This is a genomic window from Nocardia sp. NPDC049190, from assembly GCF_040648115.1.
Classification (GTDB): Bacteria; Actinomycetota; Actinomycetes; order Mycobacteriales; family Mycobacteriaceae; genus Nocardia.
The window spans coordinates 23938-45309 of record NZ_JBEZDE010000002.1; the positions used below are offsets into that span (position 1 = coordinate 23938).

13 protein-coding genes, 1 tRNA gene and 1 pseudogene are annotated in these 21372 nt (G+C 64.6%); 5 read left to right on the plus strand and 10 right to left on the minus strand.

Translation table 11 applies throughout. The features are described 5' to 3' along the window. Positions 1 to 21: 21 nt before the first annotated feature. The 4 genes from AB0B25_RS02100 to AB0B25_RS02115 all read left to right on the plus strand — a co-directional run bounded on the left by AB0B25_RS02100 (position 22) and on the right by AB0B25_RS02115 (position 3983). Entirely contained in the window at positions 22 to 1056 is a 1035-nt protein-coding gene (locus AB0B25_RS02100) for a cysteine synthase family protein (protein WP_357173384.1), read from the plus strand. Positions 1057 to 1171: 115 nt separating this feature from the next. Further along, positions 1172 to 2575 (plus strand): MATE family efflux transporter, encoded by a 1404-nt coding sequence (locus tag AB0B25_RS02105; RefSeq protein WP_357173387.1) that lies wholly within the window; start codon positions 1172 to 1174, stop codon positions 2573 to 2575. A 278-nt stretch (positions 2576 to 2853) separates the two neighbouring features. Beyond that, a complete protein-coding gene (locus AB0B25_RS02110) occupies positions 2854 to 3339 on the plus strand; it encodes a hypothetical protein (RefSeq protein ID WP_357173390.1) in 486 nt (161 codons plus the stop codon). A gap of 68 nt (positions 3340 to 3407) precedes the next feature. Further along, positions 3408 to 3983 (plus strand): TerD family protein, encoded by a 576-nt coding sequence (locus AB0B25_RS02115; protein WP_357173393.1) that lies wholly within the window; start codon positions 3408 to 3410, stop codon positions 3981 to 3983. Between the two features lie 213 nt (positions 3984 to 4196). On the opposite strand, the gene AB0B25_RS02120 is transcribed toward AB0B25_RS02115, so the two are convergent. From AB0B25_RS02120 to AB0B25_RS02165, 10 genes and pseudogenes are all read right to left on the minus strand, one after another. After that, a complete protein-coding gene (locus AB0B25_RS02120) occupies positions 4197 to 6359 on the minus strand; it encodes a hypothetical protein (RefSeq protein ID WP_357173396.1) in 2163 nt (720 codons plus the stop codon). Positions 6360 to 7249: 890 nt separating this feature from the next. After that, positions 7250 to 8071 carry a YceI family protein gene (locus AB0B25_RS02125; protein ID WP_357173399.1) on the minus strand — a complete coding sequence of 274 codons (822 nt, stop codon included), beginning with the start codon at positions 8069 to 8071 and terminating at the stop codon, positions 7250 to 7252. After that, positions 8068 to 8997, minus strand: a complete 930-nt coding sequence (locus AB0B25_RS02130; RefSeq protein WP_357174098.1) for a carboxypeptidase regulatory-like domain-containing protein — start codon at positions 8995 to 8997, stop codon at positions 8068 to 8070. The genes AB0B25_RS02125 and AB0B25_RS02130 overlap by 4 nt, the downstream gene beginning before the upstream one ends. After that, a pseudogene (locus tag AB0B25_RS02135) lies at positions 8983 to 10392 on the minus strand (MFS transporter); the annotation flags it as partial. The pseudogene AB0B25_RS02135 and the gene AB0B25_RS02130, both read right to left, overlap by 15 nt. A gap of 814 nt (positions 10393 to 11206) precedes the next feature. After that, positions 11207 to 12454 carry an MFS transporter gene (locus AB0B25_RS02140; protein ID WP_357173402.1) on the minus strand — a complete coding sequence of 416 codons (1248 nt, stop codon included), beginning with the start codon at positions 12452 to 12454 and terminating at the stop codon, positions 11207 to 11209. After that, positions 12454 to 13521 carry a GNAT family N-acetyltransferase gene (locus AB0B25_RS02145; RefSeq protein ID WP_357174101.1) on the minus strand — a complete coding sequence of 356 codons (1068 nt, stop codon included), beginning with the start codon at positions 13519 to 13521 and terminating at the stop codon, positions 12454 to 12456. Before AB0B25_RS02145 ends, AB0B25_RS02140 begins: the two co-directional genes overlap by 1 nt. A gap of 922 nt (positions 13522 to 14443) precedes the next feature. After that, positions 14444 to 15076, minus strand: coding sequence for a MazG family protein (locus AB0B25_RS02150; RefSeq protein ID WP_357174104.1), 633 nt, complete (start codon positions 15074 to 15076; stop codon positions 14444 to 14446). 161 nt (positions 15077 to 15237) lie between these two features. Further along, positions 15238 to 18849 carry a transcription-repair coupling factor gene (gene mfd / locus AB0B25_RS02155; protein WP_357173405.1) on the minus strand — a complete coding sequence of 1204 codons (3612 nt, stop codon included), beginning with the start codon at positions 18847 to 18849 and terminating at the stop codon, positions 15238 to 15240. Positions 18850 to 19424: 575 nt separating this feature from the next. Continuing rightward, complete coding sequence (locus tag AB0B25_RS02160; protein ID WP_357173408.1) at positions 19425 to 20072, minus strand: TetR/AcrR family transcriptional regulator; 648 nt, start codon at positions 20070 to 20072, stop codon at positions 19425 to 19427. A 181-nt stretch (positions 20073 to 20253) separates the two neighbouring features. Then, complete coding sequence (locus AB0B25_RS02165; protein WP_357174107.1) at positions 20254 to 20868, minus strand: TetR/AcrR family transcriptional regulator; 615 nt, start codon at positions 20866 to 20868, stop codon at positions 20254 to 20256. Positions 20869 to 21252: 384 nt separating this feature from the next. On the opposite strand from AB0B25_RS02165, the gene AB0B25_RS02170 reads away from it, so the two are divergent. After that, positions 21253 to 21323 (plus strand) — tRNA-Gln (locus tag AB0B25_RS02170). Positions 21324 to 21372: the final 49 nt, after the last annotated feature.

Sequence of the window (21372 nt, forward strand, 5' to 3'; positions counted from 1 at the left end):
ACCCCACCGAGGAGACACCCCATGCCGCTCGTCACGCGTGTGACGGATCTGATCGGCCGCACGCCGCTGTTCGAGCTCGCCGCCACCTCGACCGGCACCCGCCTGCTGCTCAAGCTCGAGCAGTTCAACCCGACCGGCGCGGCAAAGATCAGGATGGCGCGCGAAATGGTGTTCGACGCCGAGCGGCGCGGACTGCTGGCCAGTGGCGGACACATCATCGAATCGACATCCGGAAACACCGGGCTCGGCCTCGCGGTAGTAGCTGCCGAACGTGGGTATCGCTTCACCGCGATAGTCGACCACCACGCATGTAAGGACAAGCTACGCGCGATGCGAGCAACGGGAGCGGAACTGGTGTTCGTCGCCGACGAGGGCGACGACAACCTGGCCACCTCGGCACGGGAGGATCTGGCCGAGGCGATGGCGGCCGAGCGGGACGACGCGTATTTCACCGAGCAACACAACAACGATGCCAACGCGGTCGGCTACTACGCGGTGGCCGAGGAATTGCTCGCGGACGTCGACCGGGTCGACATCCTGTTGTCAGCGGTAGGCACCGGTGGTTCGCTGTTCGGCACCGCGACCCGGTTACGCCAGCTCGGGTGCACGCCCTATGTGATCGGCGTCGAGCCGGTCGGGTCGATCGCGTTCGGCGGGCCGGGCGGGCCGTATTGGCAATCCGGCACCGGCACCCCGCCGGGCGCCACCATCGGGACCGCCGTGGACTACTCGTTGCTCGACGAAGGTGTGAAGGTCTCCGACACGGCGGCCTTCGCCACCGCGCGCGCCGTTGCCACCAAGGTGGGTCTGATGATCGGCGGGTCCGCGGGCGGTTCGGTGCACGCCGCACTCACCCGACTCGAGGATTTCCCGCCCGGCTCCACCGTGGTCACCATCGTCTGCGACGGCGGCGAGAAGTATCTCGACACGGTCTTCGACGATGACTGGCTGACCGATCGCGACCTGCTCGACACCGACGCCGAACGCGAGGTGCTGGACATGCTGGAGCGCTACATGCCCGCCGCCCGCCGCGGTGGACTGGTGGAGGCGCGATGAATCGCCATCGCCTGGCGCCGTCGGCCCCGGTACCGGCCTGCGCGCCGAAGATCCCGGCGACGCGAGCCGTGTTCGCCGGGTCGACCATGAACCCGTCGCCCGCGAGGGAGGACCGGTGAACCTGTCGAGCTTCCACGCCGACGGACGGCGCTTGACCGCGCTCGCGACACCTATCGCCCTCACCCAGCTCGCCCAGATCGCCGTGTCCACCACCAACATCGCGCTGATGGGCACACTTGGCGTGCCGCAGGTGGCCGCGGGCGGCTTGGCGATCGTGCTGTTCAATCAGATCCGCACCATGTGCGTCGGACTGATCACCGCGAGCGGCAATCAGATCGCCACCGCGGTGAGCGCGGCGGGCAAACGCGGCGAGTCGCCGGATAGGGAGATCCGAGACCTGCTGCGGTCGAGTTTCTTGATCGCGACAGTAGCGGGTCTAGCGGGTGGCGCGCTGCTGATCGGACTCGGCTGGGCGCTGCGGTGGCTCGGGCAGGATGCCGGCGTGCTCGCGGACGCACGACCGCTGATGGTGGCGCTCGCACCAGGATTGCTGCCCTGCCTGTGGTTCCAGGCGCTGCGCCAATACACCGTCGGCATGCAGCGCCCACAGGCTTTGCTCTGGGTGACGCTCGGGTCGGTGGTGCTGAATCTGCTGCTCGCGCTCGGCTTCATCCACGGCAGAGCGGGACTGCCCGCACTCGGACTCACCGGTATCGGTGTCGCGACCTCGCTGGTCTTCCTGATCACTTTCGGCGTGTTCTGGGCGATGGTGCGCCGCGACGCCCACTTGAGCCGCTGTCTGCCGATGCGACCGCTGCCGGTACGACCGACCACGATCCGCGCCGAGCTGAAGTTGGGCGCGCCGATCGCGCTCACCTACGGCTCCGAGGCGGGCATGTTCTCCGTGCTCGCCCTCGTGATGGGCAGTATCGGACCGGCGGCGCTGGCCGCGCACAACGTGGTCTACCAGATCATCTACATCGTCTTCCAGGTGGCGATCGGCCTGTCGCACGGTGCGTCGATCCTGGTCAGCCACGCCGTCGCACGTGACGAGTACGCCCATAGCCGCGCGCTGGCCCGGCTCGCGCTGCGACACGTCGCGGTGGTCGTTGCGGTGACCGGCGCGGTGTATGTGATCACCCCGGATCTGGTGCTGCGCCCCTTCCTCGATTCGTCCGACGCCGACACCATCCGAGTGGCGCACACTCTGCTGTTGGTCGGGATCGTGCTGCAGTTCTTCGACGCGGCCCAGAACATCGGTACCGGGCTGTTGCGCGGGCTCGAGGCGACCAACGCGGGCTTCCGGCTCTCGCTGATCGGCTACTGGGGTGTCGGTCTGCCCGTCGCCCTCCTGCTCGCCTTTCCGGCCGGTCTCGATGCCGCAGGGGTCTGGTGGGGCCTCACCGCGGGTCTTGCCACCACCGCGATCCTCATGCTGCGTCGATATTTCGCGCTGCTCGACACCGCGGAGCGCGAGCGGCCCCGTCTGCTCCCGGAAACTCTGACCGCCCCGAGCTGATCGGACGCGTTCCGGGGGCCGAGGTGAAAACGATCCACAACGAACCGACCGGCCGACGAGCACGGGCGGCACGACGCATCGACCGACGTCCGCGCCGAGGACAGGGGCCAGGAGGTACGCCGCCACGCTCGACAACTCCAGACTCGTCAGAGCCTGATCGACGCCCGCGAGCAGTCCGGACAAAGGGCGCAGCGGCAGCAGACAAGGGACGCAGCACCTTAGACTGCTAGCAAGCGCGGCACAGCCCGCCGCGCGCGGCGATCTATGAGGTGACGAAGATGGCAGCCGGAGCGAGCCCCGCGCAACGTCAAGACCACTCGACCGATCATCCCGAACTGGATGTACTTCCAGAGTGGCCCCTGGAGACGATCGGTGTGCTGGTCACGACTGATCCCGCACCGCACGCGATTCCGGTGTCCTGGCCGGTGCGTGCGGGCGATCGTCAGATCCTGCTGAGTCTGAAGTTCGACCGCGGCTCACTGGTCCGACTGCGCGAGCGGCCCGATGTCGCGCTGTTGATCCTCGGTGGCGGGAACGTCGCGATGTGCGCACGCGGCACCGCGCACGTCGTCGCCGACGAGATGCCGGACGCCCCCGATTACGTGGCGGTCCGCATCGACGTCGACGTGATCGACGACCACCGGCAGTCGGCGTTCGCCGTCGAGCAAGGCATCCAGCGCACCGTCCTCGACGACGAGAGTGAGCTACGCGCGCTGAAAGAGCGTGTGAGCACGCTGCAATCCTGGGTAAACAACCAGAACTGAACCGGCACAGCTGTTCCCGGTATCAACACCAGAGAGGCGGCACCTGCCGTGCCGCGCGGAAGGGGATCATGAGCGTCACTTTGGCCAAAGGCGGCAATGTTTCGCTGTCCAAGCAGGCAGCGAATCTCACCAAGGTCTCGGTGGGTCTCGGGTGGGATGTGCGCACCACCACCGGCGCCGATTACGACCTCGATGCGAGCGCGCTCGCCTGCGGGTCGAATCTGAAGGTGCTGTCCGACCAGCACTTCATCTTCTACAACAACCTGCGCTCGCCCGAGGGTTCGATCGAGCACACCGGCGACAACCTCACCGGAGCGGGCGAAGGCGACGATGAGGTGATCAACGTCGACCTCGCGGCGACGCCGCCGACGATCACCAACATCTTCTTCCCGGTGTCCATCCACGACGCGGATGCCCGCAGCCAGTCGTTCGGCCAGATCCGCAACGCGTTCATCCGCGTCGTCGATGCCAATACCGGCATCGAACTGGCCCGCTACGACCTCACCGAGGACGCGTCCACCGAAACGGCGATGATCTTCGGAGAGCTGTACCGCCACAACAACGAATGGAAGTTCCGCGCCATCGGCCAGGGGTATGCGTCAGGTCTCGGGGGCATAGCCCGCGACTACGGCGTGAACGTCTGACCACCTTCGGTTCAGCGATCGTGAGACGGGTCTTCCGCTCGATGGACCGCGGGACATCGAGTTCGGAGGACCCGCCCAGCGCGGCGCCCGAATCGAGCAGATCTGAGACATGGCCTTTGCCGTCATAGCCACGTGGGTCACTCACCGCACAAGCGGCCGATCGGGCCAGAACCATGGAATCGGCTACACGGAGACGATGCGCTGTTCCCCTGTCTAGGTATCGAGCAGCTGCATAGCCGCCAAATATTCTGAAGCTTTGGAGACGTCGCCGGCTTCGGCGGCTGCCAGGTATTTCTGGCTGAGGTGGGGCATGATGAACTCACTCATTCGCTTGCCGCTTGCCTGACTCCAGCCCTCGAGCGATGTGGGCAGCGGCGGTTGCCCCTTCGACGGTATGAGTTTTCCCTCGGAATCTCGCTTGCCATTGGCGAGAGTTTTTATGCCGACCGCCTTCTCGCTCGTCGGATTGTTGACGTAGGCCTCGAGGTATTTCTGTTCATCCTTGGTGAGCGCGGATTGCTGCTTGTTGTCCACATAGCGCAGCCTTGCCAGACGGTGCGCGGCTTGCCGGAAGAGAGCGATATTCGCCGGAGACCGGTCATCGCCGAGCATCCGTATCGACGCCACAGCATCGCCGAGGAACGTGTCGCCCTTCCACACGTTCGGACGGAGACTCTGCTGATGGTGATGTGCGTATCTGGCGCCCTCCATCATGGCTTCGTCCTTGAAACCGGCGTCGATCATGCAGCTGACGACCTCGCTCAGGAACCCCCCGCGGCTGAGAATGTTGTCCACCGCCGCGGCGGCCCCGCGCGGGGTGTGCCCGTGCTCCTCGGCGGCTGCCTTGGCGCCTGCTATCAATTGCCCCCGAGAGCGGGCTTGGCTGAGCGGCCACCCGTTCTCGTAGATCTCTTTGTCTGTCTCGAGTTTCATCATGTCGACGTCATGCCTCAGTTTCGAGCCGAGGTCGAACGGTGACCGTCTGCCGAAGATCCTCGCGGTGATCGGGCTACCTGCGACGGTATTGATAGCGGAGAGTCCGGCGAGCGCCGCCTTCGGCAGGCTGCGGTCACTTCCCGTGCTACCCATGCCCAACGCGGTGCCGCCACCGCCAGAGCTGCCCGCACCCTGAATCGTGAGAGCGAATCTATTCGCAATCCACTCGTTGCCCCTGCCGAGGCCGACGCTGAGGCGCTTCAGCTGGCTGATGGCGATGACCTCCACTATCGCGCCCAGCACAAGCACCACACCGACCTGGTCTCCGGCTTGCCGGAACAAGTTGCCCAGGAACAATGCGTACACACCGAGGTAGATGATGTAAGCCGCCATTCGTCCCGCCGCGACGACCGCATCGACGAGGTTACGAACCAGGAAAGTCTGCGTCGGCCCATAGACGAATCCGCCTGCCGCGAAACCGAAGATGGACAGAAACATGTGGTAGATAGCGTCCAGCGCGGCCCGGATGATCTTGACCCCGAGCGATGCCCCGAACACCAACAGGATCGATCCACACAGTAATAGCACCAGGCCGGAACCGATCTGTCCCAAACTCGGATTGTTGGCGACGGTATAGGCCGCCATGTCACCACACGTCCGCATGCCCTCCAAGACCACGGTGCTGTCCCCCGATTGAACACCCGTCGACCACACCGCAGCGCAGCGTGGCGACTGATCGACGACGTGGCCGAAGTTCCACACCTGCACCGGACGACGTGCGAAGTTGTCCACCAGATCGCCTTGGATCGTGGCGACCAGCAGCTTCGGATTCCGGTCGGTGCTGCCATTGAGCCCTGCCGCCACCGCGATACCCAAGTCACGGCCCTGCGCGAGGAGGCCGTTCGAGGACAGGACATCGGCCAATGGCTCCGCCAAGACGACCGGGCCGAGCACAGCAACCCCCAGCATGGTCACCACCTGGATCGTGGCCTTGGCGACGAATCCCCGCACCACGAACCAGCCGACGAAGAACGCACCGATCGACACCGCGACGGCGAGCATCATGGGTGTGGCGATCTGTCCGGTCAGGCTGTTGGCGACCCCGGTCAGCGCCCGACCGATCGGATCGAGCCATTGGAAGCTGATCGCGAAACCGATCAACCACACCGCAGAGGTCACGATGACCAAATAGCCGATGAACTGCAGGCCCACCACTACCGAAATGGTCGCCTGAGCGGGACTGAACGCGCTGTCGCGGCCGATGGCCCACACGTAGTCGGTCAGACGGACTCCGTTCGAGTCCCTGATATCCATCCAGTACAGCATGGCGATGCTGGACCGACCCGTCGCCGCACCTGCCGCCAGTCCGCTGTGCGCTTGTGCCACTGCCACCGCGCCGACCACGGCGGGGATGATGAACAGCGCGATCGTGATGGCCACCGACCACGCGATCCTGCGCCGCCAGCGAGTACCGCCGACCCAGCACCACAACCGCTGTGCCGCTACCCGCGGCTGCCACAACGCCGGGTTCCAGAACGCGAATTCCAGTGCCTGCCAGGACCGCCGGCTTCCTCGATGCCACGCTGTCCCGCGACGTCGACACGCAGCCGACGCCACTCCGTGCCGAACGCCCGAAACCGTTGCCGTATCGGACATTCGACTACGCACCGAATCCGTATGGAGGCAGGAGCCGCGCCGAAACTCGACAACGAGATACCGGTGCGGCGCCCCGCGGGTCAGCTACAACGGCGGGCAGCGGAACTACCGCGATCCGCACCCCTGAAGCCACCGAAGCGACCGAAGCCACCGCATTCGAACACACGCTCGAATGATGATGACGGTCCAGCGGGGTGAGCGCCACGCGACACGCGACGTTGTCAACCCCCACAGGGACACCACATTTCACCTGCACTCCCGATCGCCGACGGACGGCTACCCCCGATTCGCGTGAACCGAATCACCGCTCGGCAAAAGTATGAAGATTCTGCACAATCAAGGCCAGTCGCATGAAGATAATTCTTTTCGCTGGCCACTATTCATCCATACACGCGGCTCGAAAAGCCCTCGAGGCACCGGTGTCCGCAATATCTTCGGCAGCCACCATAGGTGGGGGCATGGTGAATCGGGCACACCAGTCGCCGGCACACGAACTGCGCTGCTTCGTCGTGACGAGTCGGCGAAACTACTGCGGCGGAAGCGGATTCACTGCCTTGCAGGTCGCGCTCGAGAGCCGGGTGCGGTGAGAACAAGACGATTTCCGGTAGGCGCCGGGTGAGATCGAGGCCGCTTCCCCCGCTGTCGACGCGCGCCGCCGACCCGGCCACCCACACCTACATCGCTGGAAGTTGTTCCCCTTGAACCACTTCGATGTCCAGTTCCAGCTTGATCGTGGTGCCGACGGCGGCCACTCCCGCGCGGACCACCGCGTTGTAGTCGATCGCGAAATCATGGCGGTGCAATACTGTTTCGGCGTGGAACGCGGCGCGCACGCCACCCCACGGGTCCGCTCCGAACCCACCGTAGGTCACATCGAGTTCCACCGGGCGACGCTGCCCGTGCAGGGTCAGTTCACCGGGCATCACCCAGGTGCCGCCACCGGTCCGACGCAGTCCGCTGCTGGTGAAGGTGATGATCGGATAACTGTCGACTTCCAGGAAATCGGGCGAGCGCAGGTGGTTGTCGCGCATCGGGATACCGGTATCGATACTGGCCGCTTTGATCTCGGCGTACCCCGACGTCAGATCGAACGGCTCGGCGATGTCGAGTCGCCCGCTCAGCTCGGAGAAGCGGGCCTTGATACTCGCGATACCCAGATGGCGGGCGGTGGCGATCACCGTCGAGTGCATCGGATCGATCGTCCACGATCCGGCCGGCGGCAGCGCGACCGCGCCCGCCTCCGGCGCCAACGCATTCTCGCCGAGAAAACCCGTTCCCGCCGAGGAGATCTGGACGGTCCGGGCCACCGGCTGGTACCCGGCCGCGGTGAGGACCGCGGTGTGCACGCCCGGGGGCAGCGGCTCGGTATCCACCGCACCGGTCTCGTCGGCGACCGCACGGGCGACCTGGCGCCCGCTCATATCTGTCACGGTCAACACCGCGTTCGGCACCGGCCACCCCTCGGTGGTGCGAATGCGCGCGGTCAGTCCGGTCATGAGCGGTCCTCGCCACCGTAGCCGAGTTGTAGATCGTGACTGATTTCGCCACCGGTCACCGTGACTTGGCTGGTCACCGGCGGGTAGCCGCGGGCTACCACCGTGTACTCGCCCTCGAACAGATCGGGCACGACATAGCGGCCGTGTTCGTCGGTGCGCGCCGCGGCAGTCAGCTCACCGGTCGCGTCGAACACAGTGATCTGGATATCCGACAACGCCCGGCCGCCATCGGCCGACGCCGATCCGGTGAGTACCGCCACGGGCGTCAATTCGATGTCGTGGCGCAGCAACCCGCTGTGGGGAATTACCAGGGTGGTGGCAGTGGGGTGGGTGCGTTCGGCGACAGCGACGAGGGTGTAGGTACCCGAGACCACACCGTGGCAGAGGTAGCTGCCGTCGGTGGCTGTGGTGGCTGCGGCAACGACCTCGCCGTGTGGGTCGGTCAGTGTGATGGTCGCGCCCGCCAGTGGTTCGTGGCGACCGGTCGTGCGGACCGTACCCGAGAGTTCACCGGAGCCGGGCAGGGCGACGTTCAGCTGTTGCGGTTGCGCACCGACGGCGATGTTGATGGCGGTGGGCTGGTGTCCGGGTGCGGACACGATCAATACGTAGTTGCCGGGTCGAGGTGTGTCGATGGCGTAGCCGCCGTCGGACATCGCGGTGGCGCGCGCGACTTGGTGGCCGCGTTGATCGATCAAAGTCAATGCGGCTGCCGGCACCGGGCAGCCGTCTTCGCGGTGGATACGGCCGCTCAGGGGCCCACCGCGGTGGCCGGCTCCGGCGGAGTCGGCTGCTGGCGCGGGGCCCCGCGCGCCAGCAGCGACATAATGATCGGCGGGCTCGACCGCGGCGCTCTGCCCGATCGCGCCGACGAGCACCGGATCGGGTTCGGGTTCGGCTACCACTCGCGAGGCCGCCTTCCCCATCGGGATACAGGTTGTCAGCACGCTTGCTACTACAGCCGCCGCCATCGCGATGAAAAAGGTCGTGTGGAAGCCGTCGCGGGACGGTAGCAGGTGCGAACCGAACGAGATCGTCATGTGTGCCAACACCACGCTCATCACCGCCGCCGAGGTCGAGGTGCCGATCGAGCGCATCAACGAGTTCAAGCCATTGGCCGCGGCGGTCTCGGTAATCGGCACCGCGCCCATGATCAACGCGGGCATCGCCGCATACGCCAAACCGACACCACCTGCCACGATCACCGCCGCGAGCATGATTTCCCACACGCTGTTCATCAGCACCACCGCGCACAGATAACCCACCGCGATCACCGCTGAACCGAGCATCAGGGTGACCTTCGGCCCACGCGCCGCCGACAACCGCGCCGACACCGGAGACAACAGCATCATCACCAAACCGGTCGGCGCGAGGGCCAACCCGGCCTCGACCATCGACAAACCGAAACCGTATCCAGTCCGTTCCGGCGCCATCAGCAACTGCGGAAACGTCAGCGACATGCCATACAACGAGAACCCGACCGCGACGGACGCAATATTGGTGAACAACACCCGGGGCCGCGCCGACACCCGCAGATCGACCAACGGCGAACGCTGTCGCAGCTCGAAAAAGCCCCAGCCGAGGAAGACCACCACCGCGACCGCGAACAACGTCAGGATCGACGCGCTCGCCCAGCCCCAGTCCGCACCCTTGCTGATCGCGATCAGCAGCGCGAGCAACGCGATCGAAAGACCGGCCGCACCGCCGAAATCGAACCGCGCCGGCGCGCGCACCGGCGATTCGGGCACCAACAGGAAAACCGCAATGGCGCAGAGAACACCCAACCCGGCAGAAGTCCAGAACAACACATGCCAATCCGCGTTCTGCGCGATCGCCGCCGCCACCGGAAGACCGATCGCACCACCCACACCCAACGTGGCACTCATAATCGCCATCGCCGAGCCGACCCGCTCGGCAGGCAACTCATCGCGCATAATGCTGATCCCCAACGGAATCGCACCCACCGCGGCACCTTGCAACGAACGACCCACGATTTCCGGCACCAGCGCCGAAAACGACGCACACACCACCGAACCAGCAATCAACAAAACCAAATTCGCGAACAAGACCCGACGCTTACCCAGCGTGTCACCCAAACGACCGCTGATCGGCGTCGCCACCGCACCAGCCAACAACGTCGCGGTCACCACCCACGACGCATTCGACGCCGAGGTACTCAACAAAACCGGTAGCGACGGAATGATCGGAATAACAAGCGTCTGCATCAACGAGACCACCACGCCGACCATGCCCAGCGTCGCGATCAACAAACCCGGCACAGGGCGACGCCGATCACCGGAATCGGAAACAGCCGAAGGCATGTCCACAGCAACAGTCACGTATGCACGGTACACATCGTATGTATCGTGCACAATTCGAGAGGGACGTGATCCACGCGACATCGTGTGGTGGTGCTCGACTCCGGCCCGCCGACCGTGCGGCGCGGACCCAGCTCCTGTACGAGTCGGCCTCGATCTCGCCGCACCTCTCGCATGTCTGTTGCGGCACACTGGGTTCCAGTTCGACCCGCGCGTACCCGCGCACCCGGCTCGCTTGCAGATCGACGCACCACTCGGCCCGTTGCGGTTCCCCTTCGTGGCCATGATCGTCGACCGGCACCAAGTCCGGGCCCTTCCGTAGTGCCCCACCCCCGAGGCGGGGCACCGCGATACCGTCGACCACGTCCGGCAACGTCGGGCTGTCACCGGCCCAACCAGGCGTGAAAGTCCTATTCTTCCACTACCAACGCAGTGCGATTCAGAACTACCCAGTACTGGTCATTCCATTTCAAATGACCTCCAGTTGTGGAGTATGCGTCATAGCCCAGCGTGGCAGCATAACGACCTATATCATCGCGGACCCCGCTCCTGTTCGAGTCGACCTCGATCTCGTGACACTTTCCGTATGCCTGCTGCAGCACAAGGATTCCAGCTCGACCGTTGGGCATACCCGCTCCTAACTCGCGTGCCGATCGACGCACCGCCCGGACTGCGCGATCTCGCTGAGGCCTTCCCCCCATCGTCCGCACCGCCGAGGCGATCCCCCGTCACCGCGGCAGCGAAAGTTATTGCCGCGGTGACGACGGATAGGGCATCCGAGAAGCACGGTCGCACTGCCCGAGATATTTATGACAACTCATGCCGCTTCGCAGCGAATTTGCGGTTCCAGTCCGCGGCGATCGTCGTCGGATTCGGGCCCGGTCGTCCAATTTTTCTGCGTGATGTATCTGACGACAATCAGTGCCGGCACCGCAGTCATGGACAGGGCAGCGAATCCCCAGCCGCCGAAATCATGCACCAATACCGGCGATATGAGTGGCCCTATGCCCAGACCGATATCAGAGATGAGTCCGAACCAGCCGAACGCGACCCCAGGATTGTCTGTTCGCAGGGTTGACAGCATCGAGCGAATCATGACGTACGCCATCGCGAGGGTGATCATCAGGAAAATGAAGGCGCCCGAAAATATCCACAACGTAGATATGAAAGGGATCGAGATCAGGACAGCCGACCGGATCACCAACATACTGCCGAACATGACAAGAGGCTGGTCACGACGTATTATGCGTCCGGTGACCGCGGAGGCGACCGCGAAACAGATCAAGGCGATCGACAGTATCGCCGACACATGGCGGGTATCGGCTCTCAAGATATCGTGCAGATAGAGTGGAAATGCTGGCTCCAGTCCCGAAAATACTATGTTGTCGAGCATATCCAGCACACCCAATCCCAACACCACGCCGGTAACCCCACCGGCAATCGAATTGCGACTCCGATCGCCTTGTGGGCCCCTCTCCTGGTCACGGTAGTCAGCCGTGCGAGTACCCGCTGCCCGGACCGAGACGGCGAGCGCGACCGCGCTTGCCACAATAATCAGACTGCTCAGGAACAGGACGCGATGGAAGGTCATAACGTCGGGAAAGAGCGCAATCACGACCGGTCCGAATGCCGTACCGGACATCGCCGAGAATCCGAATAAACCCATCGCACGAGGCTCCCCTCCCGGCCGATCCCTGCCGAGCAGACCGACCAGCCGATAGAGTGCCGGCATCGAGAGTCCTTCGCCTATTCCCCACAGGATTCGGAATCCGATCAGCAGCCATCCAGAGTCCGCCCAGCCGACACCGAGGGAACCCAGTGCGGTGACCAGCAATCCGATTATGGCGACAAGCCTGGCGGAATACCGATCCGATAACCACCCTCCCACAGGTTGCACCAGAGCTTTGGCGAAGATAAAGCCTCCGAATACGAGCCCGATAGCATAAGGACCCATTCGGAATTCCTCGGAGAGGAAGGGCACGAACGGGACGAGGGCGGTATACGCCGCGTTCTGCAAACAGGCAACCACAAGCAAACCGGCGAGCCGGCCGCTGCCCCTTGACATCAGAACCCCATGAAGGCGGACAGACGTTCGTTCATCTGTCGCATTCTGGAGTTCAGGCTGTCATCGGTCTTCGCGGTGTTGTACGCGAAAGTGTGCAGATCAGTGAAATACAATCCGTGCCGTCTTTTGAATTCGTAGGTGCTTCTTCCGTAATCGATCCACCGACACCCGAGCGAGATGGCCAGTTCGACGGTCTCCGCGAAGAGAAAGACATAGGGGTGATGGGTGTTCAACGCAGGATAATGAACTCCCGCGCTCCACACCAGGCAGCTGTCCTTATGGATGAAAGTTATCGAGCCGGCGAGGATTCGACCATCCGCTTCGGCCGTGAGCAAGACCATGCCTGGTACCGCGGTGGCAGCCGCCAATGTCGCCAGGTCGTACAATGGTGGATTTTCGTGATTCGAGGCGACCTGCTCGGTGAGCTCCAAGAACCGTGGCAAGTGATCGATCGCATCGGCACCCCACCGCTGTACAAATTTCACGCCCGCTTCGCTTGCTCTGCGGTGCCGGCGACGCATATCGGATCGTCCAGATTTGCTCAAAGTACCGATATAATCCTCGAGCGATTCCGGCAAAGAAGCCCTACAGGTCGCGTCGAGCCGGACCTCGGAATCAGGCGGCTGCCGGTCTCGCAGCACGGATAGCGCCGGTCCAGGCTCGAGATTCGTGACCAGCAGGGCCTGCGCGGACCAATCCTCGGCGACGGCGAGAGCCTGATCGAGCACGCGGAGAATGCTATCCGCGCTATTGCAACGATTCAACGGATTGGAGAACGAATAGAGGCTCGACAGTACCGCGACCGGATAACGTAAAACGCCCTCCGCCAGCTTTGCTTCGCCTTCGCACGCACGCCAATACACTGATTCGGACAGTAGGTACAGCGGAACGAAGGACGTCTCTCCGACCGCGTCCTCGACATGGAACGACCGATGATCGAGAATGTCATCCGCAGTCGTGCAAATCAAAAATTCGTGCCACCGCTCGGTCGCGAATAGCGCACCACAAGACATAGCAGCATCGGACACCACGCCAACGGCATCCGACTCTATGCACTGGTCAAACATCACTTGCACATTCCTTACAGGAAACTCAGCACCACCGCGTACAGCAGCAGAGATTAGCACGGCTAAGTACTGCGGCGAAGACGTCCGGCCTGCTGGTCGTTCCAGCGGTTTCCGGCCCGCCGAGCGGAAACCGCGTGTTCATTTCGAATTTGTTTGTGATACCACTTGACTATGTTTGCGTCTCGAATGGCATCGGAGATCGCCACCGGTCGTCGATTCGGCTCCGATCAGCTCAGCGTCGCCGTTCGACGTCGAACACTATTTCCTTCTCAGAAGGAACCTGTCCCTCGAAACACACTCATGTGCAACGCGATTGCGCACCGGCGAATACCTGTGTGTCCGTTAATCTTTCGCGTACCTCAGCGCTCAGCACTATGCGACGCAACGCGTTACGGGGGCGTCCGCGCCTACCCGCGGCCCTCGAACTCGGCGGTCGACAACCAGTCGACGAACTCACTCGCCATTGCCTTCCGGACAGAGAACCGGTTCACCGCGCGGAGGCAAACGCCCCTCGACCTCCCGCGGCAACAGGGCGATAGCGAGCGGCGGGGTCGATGTTCTCGTCCAACAGGACCCGAGTCTTCCTGGACTCGTTGTGGCCTGTGAATTTCCTTCGCATCGATACTCCTCATCGTCGTCGGCAGCCGCAGTCGAGCCGACTGCGCGACTCGGCGTCGTGCTGCCCTTAGCCTCGCGGCGGGCACCAGTGATGATAGGAGCGCCATGCGGGCACCGTTTGTCTGTGAACGCAGAAGAGTTGCGGTCGGGCGCAAGCTTTCAGCACTTCGATCCGACTCATCGCCACCGGAGTAGCACTGACCTCGCCGTTGGCCTAGGCTTCGGCTCGGTCAGTGCGCTCAACACCGCAGCTCGCCGAAGCGTCGTCGCCAGCAGTTATCCATGACCCCGCTGCACCGTTCGGTCAGGTCGGCCAGTGACTTCGCCAGTCGCCGGCGTCAAGCGGAAGGCGTTCACCGCGGACGGATTCGGCGGTATCCTCAGCCGCACGGATGGCGGCAGCGAAAGCCAGGGTCGCTTTGCGGAGTCGTTCCTCGGCACTGTCGGGGCCGCCGAGATGGACGACGCGCAGAACTTCGGGGACGAGGTCGGGCGGGAGACCGGCTTTGGCGCTTCGGGAGATGATCTTTTCGGCCAGCGCGAGTGCGGGTTGGGCCATGGCGATGCCGTCCAAGCAGGAGCGACGGGATTTCTCGGCGGATTTGCTTTCTTCCCACGCGCGTTCCTGCGCGGAGATCTTCTCCGCAACGGTGGCGTCAGGGGCGAAATCGCCGTCGCGTAGGTGTGGGCTGCGGTTGACCAGTTTGGCGACCAGTGCGGCGGCGACGTCCTCGACAGTGAATTCGCCCGCGGCTTGCGCGATCCGAGAGTGGAAGAGGACCTGTAATAGCAGATCGCCGAGTTCCTCTTTGATGGTCTCGGCGTCCGCGTTTTGGATGGCGTCGAGCAGTTCATAGGTTTCTTCGAGCAGGTAGGGCCGCAATGAGTCATGGGTCTGGGTGACCTCCCAGCCGCCGAATTGCCACAGGCGGTCCATGACTTCAACGGCTCCGGACAGCCCTGCCGCGACCGCTGCCGCGTCGGTCTGCACACTTGGTTGATCGCCGGGGTCGCGACGACCAGCTCGTTGGGACGACGCTCGCCCTGCCAGGACGTGCCGCTCGGCCCGCAGAATCGATTTATCGCGATCCGTCGAGCTCATCGGACCGACATCTCGGTGGCGACGGTCAGATCTACCGCGCCCTGGGCCTTTCCGTCCAGGGCGAGCAGCAAATCGGCGACGAACTGGAGCAGCGCCACGTCGCGGACCCGCTCGGCGCCGACACTGTCCTGCACGCGCGGCAGTGGAAGCTGCACCACACCTGACGCGGCGCGATATCCCGCACTCGGGTAGAGCCGCTTGAGACGCATCTGCTTGGAATCCGGCAGGTGCAACGGCGAGATCTTCAATGTCGTTCCGGTGACCGCGATTTCGGTGACCTCGTATCCGCGGGCGACCAGCCGCAGCTTGGCTACCGAGACCAAGCGGCCGACCTCGACCGGCAACGGTCCATACCGGTCGACCAACTCTTCGACGACCAGCGCGAGCGCCGAATCATCCTGGGCAGCAGCGAGTTTCCGGTACGCCTCCAGACGGAGACGGTCGCTGGCGATGTAGTCGGGCGGGATGTGCGCGTCGACGGGCAGGTCGATGCGCACCTCTTTGATCTCCTCGGTGGTGATCGGCTTGCCGTCGGCGGCCGCGCGATATGCCTCGACCGCCTCACCCACCAGACGGACATAGAGATCGAAGCCGACGCCCGCCACATGGCCGGACTGCTCGGCGCCGAGCACGTTGCCCGCACCGCGGATCTCCAGGTCCTTCATGGCGACCGCCATACCGGCGCCCAGGTCGGAATTCTGGGAAATGGTGGCCAGTCGGTCGTATGCGGTCTCGGTGAGCGGTTTCTCCGGCGGATACAAGAAGTAGGCATAGCCGCGCTCCCTGCTGCGCCCGACCCGGCCGCGCAGCTGGTGCAGCTGAGACAGTCCCAGCGCGTCGGCGCGCTCCACGATCAGTGTGTTGGCGTTGGAGATGTCGAGTCCGGTCTCGATGATCGTGGTGCAGACCAGCACGTCGAACTCACGCTGCCAGAAACCCTGCACGGTGGACTCGAGCGCGTCCTCGTTCATCTGGCCGTGCGCGACGGCTACCCGTGCTTCCGGCACGAGGTCGCGAATCCGCTTGGCCGCCTTGTCGATCGACGACACCCGGTTGTGCACGTAGAACACCTGACCGTCACGCAGCAACTCGCGGCGAATGGCGGCGGTGACCTGCTTGTCGTTGTAGGAGCCGACATAGGTCAACACCGGATGGCGCTCCTCCGGCGGGGTGAGAATGGTCGACATCTCACGGATCCCCGCCAGGCTCATCTCCAGGGTGCGCGGAATCGGCGTCGCCGACATGGTGAGCACGTCGACGTGGGTGCGCAGCGCCTTGATGTGTTCCTTGTGCTCGACGCCGAACCTCTGCTCCTCGTCGACCACCACGAGGCCGAGGTCCTTCCAACGCACGCCGGTCTGTAGCAGCCGGTGCGTACCGACCACGATGTCGACGCCACCATCGGCCATACCTTCCAGCACGGCGCGCGACTCGGCGGGATCGGTGAAGCGCGACAAACCCTTCACGGTGATCGGGAAGCCCGAGACGCGCTCGGCGAAAGTCTGCAGATGCTGTTGCGCGAGCAAGGTCGTCGGCACGAGCACGACAACCTGTTTGCCGTCCTGCACCGCCTTGAACGCGGCGCGCACGGCGATCTCGGTCTTGCCGTAGCCGACATCGCCGCAGACCACGCGGTCCATCGGGACCGGTTTCTCCATGTCCGCCTTCACCTCGGCGATGGCGGTCATCTGATCGACAGTCTCGGTGAACGCGAACGCGTCCTCCATTTCCTGCTGCCACGGCGTGTCCGGCCCGAACGCGTGGCCCGGCGCGGCCTGGCGGGCGGCATACAGCTGCACCAGTTCGCCGGCGATCTCCCGCACGGCCTTACGCGCCTTGCGTTTGGTGTTGGCCCAGTCCGAGCCACCGAGTTTGGACAGGCTCGGCATCTCACCGCCGACGTAGCGGGAGAGCTGGTCGAGCGACTCCATCGGCACGAACAGTCGGTCGCCCGGCTGGCCGCGCTTGCTCGGCGCGTATTCGATCACCAGGTATTCGCGGCGCGCGCCACCGACGGTGCGCTCGATCATCTCGACGAATCTGCCGATGCCGTGCTGATCGTGCACCACCATGTCGCCCGCGGTGAGTGCCAGGGGGTCCACCTGGTTGCGGCGTTTGGCCGGCATCCGCTTGCCCTCGGTGGGTGCGGTGACCCGGTTGCCGGTGAGGTCGGATTCGGCGACAACGACCAGACCCGCGTCGTCGAATATCAGACCGTCGTGCAACGAGCCGCACAGCACACCGACGACGCCCGTGCTCGGCTCGGCGCCCGACGCCAGCGTCGTCGCGGGCACCTCGGCATCGGCCAAGCGTTCCAGAATGCGTTGCGCCGTACCGTGTCCCGCGACGACCACGACAGCCTTACCGCCCGTGGTGACATGCGCGCGCAGCGACGCGAACAGGGTCGCCACCAGTTCGTCGGAACCACGCGCGGCGGGACCGGCCAGCACCGGGAGCACCACCTCGGCCGGATCGCCGGAGGTCAGCGGGCTCAGCGTCCACCAGGGCAGGCCCTGCCGGTCGGCGCTGGCGTGGATCTCGGGCAGTGGACGGTAGGCCGAGGCGGCCAGGTCGAGCCCGTGCCCGCCGAGCGGCGCGGCGCCGCCGAACGAGGCCGCCGTCCAGGAAGCTTCGAGGAATTCCTCGCCGGTGCGCACCAGATCGGCCGCGCGGGTGCGGATCTTCTCCGGATCGCACAGCAGCACATGGGTTCCCTCGGGCAGCACCTCGGTGAGCAACCGCAACTGCCCTGGCCGCAGGACCGGCAGCAACGCCTCCATACCGTCGACCGGAATGCCCTGCGCGAGCTTTTCCAGCATCTCGACCAATGCCGCGTCGGCCGCGTTGTCGACGGCGACCTCGGCGGCGCGCTCGCGCACGGCGGCGGTGAGCAGCAGTTCTCGACACGGCGACGCGACGACGCCCGCCACCACGACGTCCGGCAACGAGCGCTGGTCGGCGACGGCGAACGGACGCAGCTCGGTGATCTCGTCGCCCCAGAATTCCACGCGCACCGGGTGATCGGCAGTGGGCGGGAAGAGGTCCAGGATGCCGCCGCGCACCGCGAACTCGCCACGCTTGCCGACCATGTCGACCCTGGTGTAGGCGAATTCGACCAGGCGCAGGAGCAATTCGTCGAAGTCCAGTTCGATGCCGACGCGCAGCACGATCGGTTCGATGTCGCCGAGCCCGCCTGCCATCGGCTGCATGAGCGACCGCACGGTGGTCACCACGACGCGCAGCGGCTCGGGGAAGTTCGGATCCTCGGGGTGCGCGATTCGGCGCAGTACCTCGAGCCGGCGACCCACCGTGTCGGCGCCGGGCGAGAGCCGTTCATGCGGCAGCGTCTCCCAGGACGGGAACTGCGCGACGGTCTGCCCGAGCATCTCCTCCAGTTCGACGGTCAGATCATCGGCCTCCCGCCCGGTCGCGGTCACCACCACCAGCGGCCGCGCCGCCGCGACGGCCGCCGCGACGAACGGCCGCACCGCGGACGGCGCGACCAACTCGACCGACGACGTGCCGATCAGCTCCGCAACGGTCCGTAGCGAGGTATCGGCACCGGCCGCGGCGGCCAGTCCCGCCAACGGCGGGCGGTGGGTGGACATCGACTACTCCTGAGCGCAGGCGGGCGTTTCGAGCGGCCAACCGAGTCTAGTCAGAGCCTCCGACACGCCGAACAACCCCTCGGAAGAGGGCACAAAGGCCCCGGTGCAGCACCTACCCGACGCCATCGCACGTTCAACGACCGCACAAGCACCGACCCGCCCACCAGACCGCCCCCACGTCCGAACGACACATCCCAACCGTCGAGGTCCGGCGGATGCGAATCACATCGACACGGCGCACCGCGACTCCGGTGTCGGCCGCACTGTCGGCGCGCACCGCGACGATCGACTGACCCTGCGGCGATCGCGAGATGATCGACGGTCCTTTCACCGCGAAGTCGACTCCGAAGAAGCCGAAGCAGTGCAGCTTGTCCCGGTCGATCAAGCGGCCCTTCAGCAGTCGCAATCTTCGTGTCGTCCTCCCAGCGCAAGACCTGCCCACATGCACGTTCGCGGCCCACCTCGCCCCCCGAACCAAGCTCCCGCTCCCCACACTCCCAACCCGTCGAGTGCGAGTCCTGCGAGCACGTTCGCGGCCGGCTCGCGCACACGTCGCGGCGAAGCCGCGACCAAAGTTACGGCACGTACCTGCGCAGCCGTCGTGCCGCGAACTCGCGGAAGTACGACAGTTTCTCGGCGGGAACGAGCGAGGGCAGCAGGAAGTACCAGGCGCGTTCCATCCTGGTCGCCATCTGGTCGATGGTCTCGGTGCCGACTGCGGTGATGTGCACGCCCGCGGTGACTTCTTGCAGCAGCAGGCCGATGACTTCGGCGTCGAGTTCGGGTTCCAGGTCACCCTGGGCGATGGCCCGTTCGGACAGTAGGCGGTAGGTGTCGCCCCAGGTCTTGGTGATGTTGTCGCCTTGCCCGCCGCGGTAGTCGCCGATTTGGTGGGTCAACTTGAGCATGGCGCCGACCATCGGGTCGTTCATCGATAGGTCGGCGACCACGTAGGTGATGCCGATGCACGCTTCCAGCGCGGGCACTCGGGGGTCGAAGAATCCTTGACACGAGCTGACCAGTCGCTCGTTGCCCTGGTCGACTACGGCGCGTGCCAGCTCTTCCTTCGAGCCGAAGTGAAAGTACAAGGCGCCCTTGGTCACGTTGGACTGCGCGATGATCTCGCTCAGGCTCGCGTTCGCATATCCCAAGCGCAGAAAGACATCGGCAGCGCCCGCAAGGACGGAATCGCGGGTGATCTCCGCGCGCGCTTGCCTAGCCATCAGATCCGCCTGTCATCCCAAAACCAGCCATCCTGAAGTAGACCGACATCCCGAAGTAGACCGACGTACCGCCCGAACAGCATCCAGAGGATGGGTGAACCGTACCACCAGGCGCGCGCTTGGCAGCGAATTCGAGGATTCGATCAGGCCAGTCGCGCAATCTTCTGGCTAACATTCGGGGTCACGCTCCGGCGCCCGCACGCCATTCCGAGCTGAGTCGGGGGTGCGCTTCCAGATGACTCAGGCCGTTCCAGCAGAGGTTCACCAGATGCGCTGCGACAACTTCTTTCGACGGTGTGCGCTCGTCGAGCCACCAGGTTGCGGCGGTGGCGACCTGGCCGACCAATGCCTGCGCGTACAGGGTGGACAGGCTGGTGTCGAAACCGCGGCGTTCGAAATCTCCTGCCAGTATGTGCGCTACCTGGTTGGTCGCCTCGTTGAGCAGGCTGGAATATCGTCCTTCGGCGGCGGCGGCGGGCTGATCGCGCACCAGAATTCGAAACCCATCGGTTCGTTCTTCGATGTAGGTCAACAAGGCGAGCGCGACCTGTTCCAGCCGAATCCGGGACCGATTCCGGGTGAGCGAGGACGTGATCATGTCGAGCAGCATCGACATCTCACGATCGACGACGACCGCGTACAGCCCCTCTTTACCGCCGAAGTGTTCGTACACCACAGGTTTCGAGACCTGGGCGCGTTGCGCGATCTCCTCGATCGAGGTCGCGTCGTATCCGCGTTCAGCGAACAGCGCGCGACCGATCTCGATCAATTGTTGGCGCCGCTGAGTACCCGTCATTCGTGGCCGGGAAACCCGATGCTCACCTGAAGACACCGCTCCGCCTCCTCGCCCAGGACGTCACCATCACCGGCGTCAACCTTTCCAGACTTGTCGGCGGAGCATCTGATCGGCCCTTGCTCGCCCGGCCGATCGGGTGCGCGCGAACCAGCGGCCCTACTCCAACAAACCAGCTGATCTCGCACAAACATGGGCAACTCGCCGGGTACGCTCGAAAGTCATCACGCCCGCGACGCCGGACCGGAGCGCACACCCCATCACATCCGACCGGAGACGCGGGAAGGTAGATCAGCGGATCAGTTCGACGGATGGGACGTCGGCGTGCGAGGATCTTTCCCGTGCCGTGGCACATCGGCGGAGGTTCCCGAACCGCCGATGTGGCAATCCGCCGTGGTGTAATGGCAGCACCTCTGATTTTGGTTCAGATAGTTCAGGTTCGAGTCCTGGCGGCGGAGCTCGACAGCACGATGACTTAGCGTTGGCCCGCACATCGCTGACCAAGTA

Bases quoted from the DNA above. Each gene is read 5' to 3' on its own strand.
- AB0B25_RS02160 (WP_357173408.1), bottom strand. From the start codon at position 20,072: ATGGCTAGGCAAGCGCGCGCGGAGATCACCCGCGATTCCGTCCTTGCG.
- AB0B25_RS02125 (WP_357173399.1), bottom strand. From the start codon at position 8,071: ATGACCGGACTGACCGCGCGCATTCGCACCACCGAGGGGTGGCCGGTG.
- AB0B25_RS02140 (WP_357173402.1), bottom strand. From the start codon at position 12,454: ATGTCAAGGGGCAGCGGCCGGCTCGCCGGTTTGCTTGTGGTTGCCTGT.
- mfd (WP_357173405.1), bottom strand. From the start codon at position 18,849: ATGTCCACCCACCGCCCGCCGTTGGCGGGACTGGCCGCCGCGGCCGGT.
- AB0B25_RS02145 (WP_357174101.1), bottom strand. From the start codon at position 13,521: ATGTTTGACCAGTGCATAGAGTCGGATGCCGTTGGCGTGGTGTCCGAT.
- AB0B25_RS02100 (WP_357173384.1), top strand. From the start codon at position 22: ATGCCGCTCGTCACGCGTGTGACGGATCTGATCGGCCGCACGCCGCTG.
- AB0B25_RS02115 (WP_357173393.1), top strand. From the start codon at position 3,408: ATGAGCGTCACTTTGGCCAAAGGCGGCAATGTTTCGCTGTCCAAGCAG.
- AB0B25_RS02110 (WP_357173390.1), top strand. From the start codon at position 2,854: ATGGCAGCCGGAGCGAGCCCCGCGCAACGTCAAGACCACTCGACCGAT.
- AB0B25_RS02150 (WP_357174104.1), bottom strand. From the start codon at position 15,076: ATGGACCGCCTGTGGCAATTCGGCGGCTGGGAGGTCACCCAGACCCAT.
- AB0B25_RS02165 (WP_357174107.1), bottom strand. From the start codon at position 20,868: ATGACGGGTACTCAGCGGCGCCAACAATTGATCGAGATCGGTCGCGCG.
- AB0B25_RS02130 (WP_357174098.1), bottom strand. From the start codon at position 8,997: ATGGGGAAGGCGGCCTCGCGAGTGGTAGCCGAACCCGAACCCGATCCG.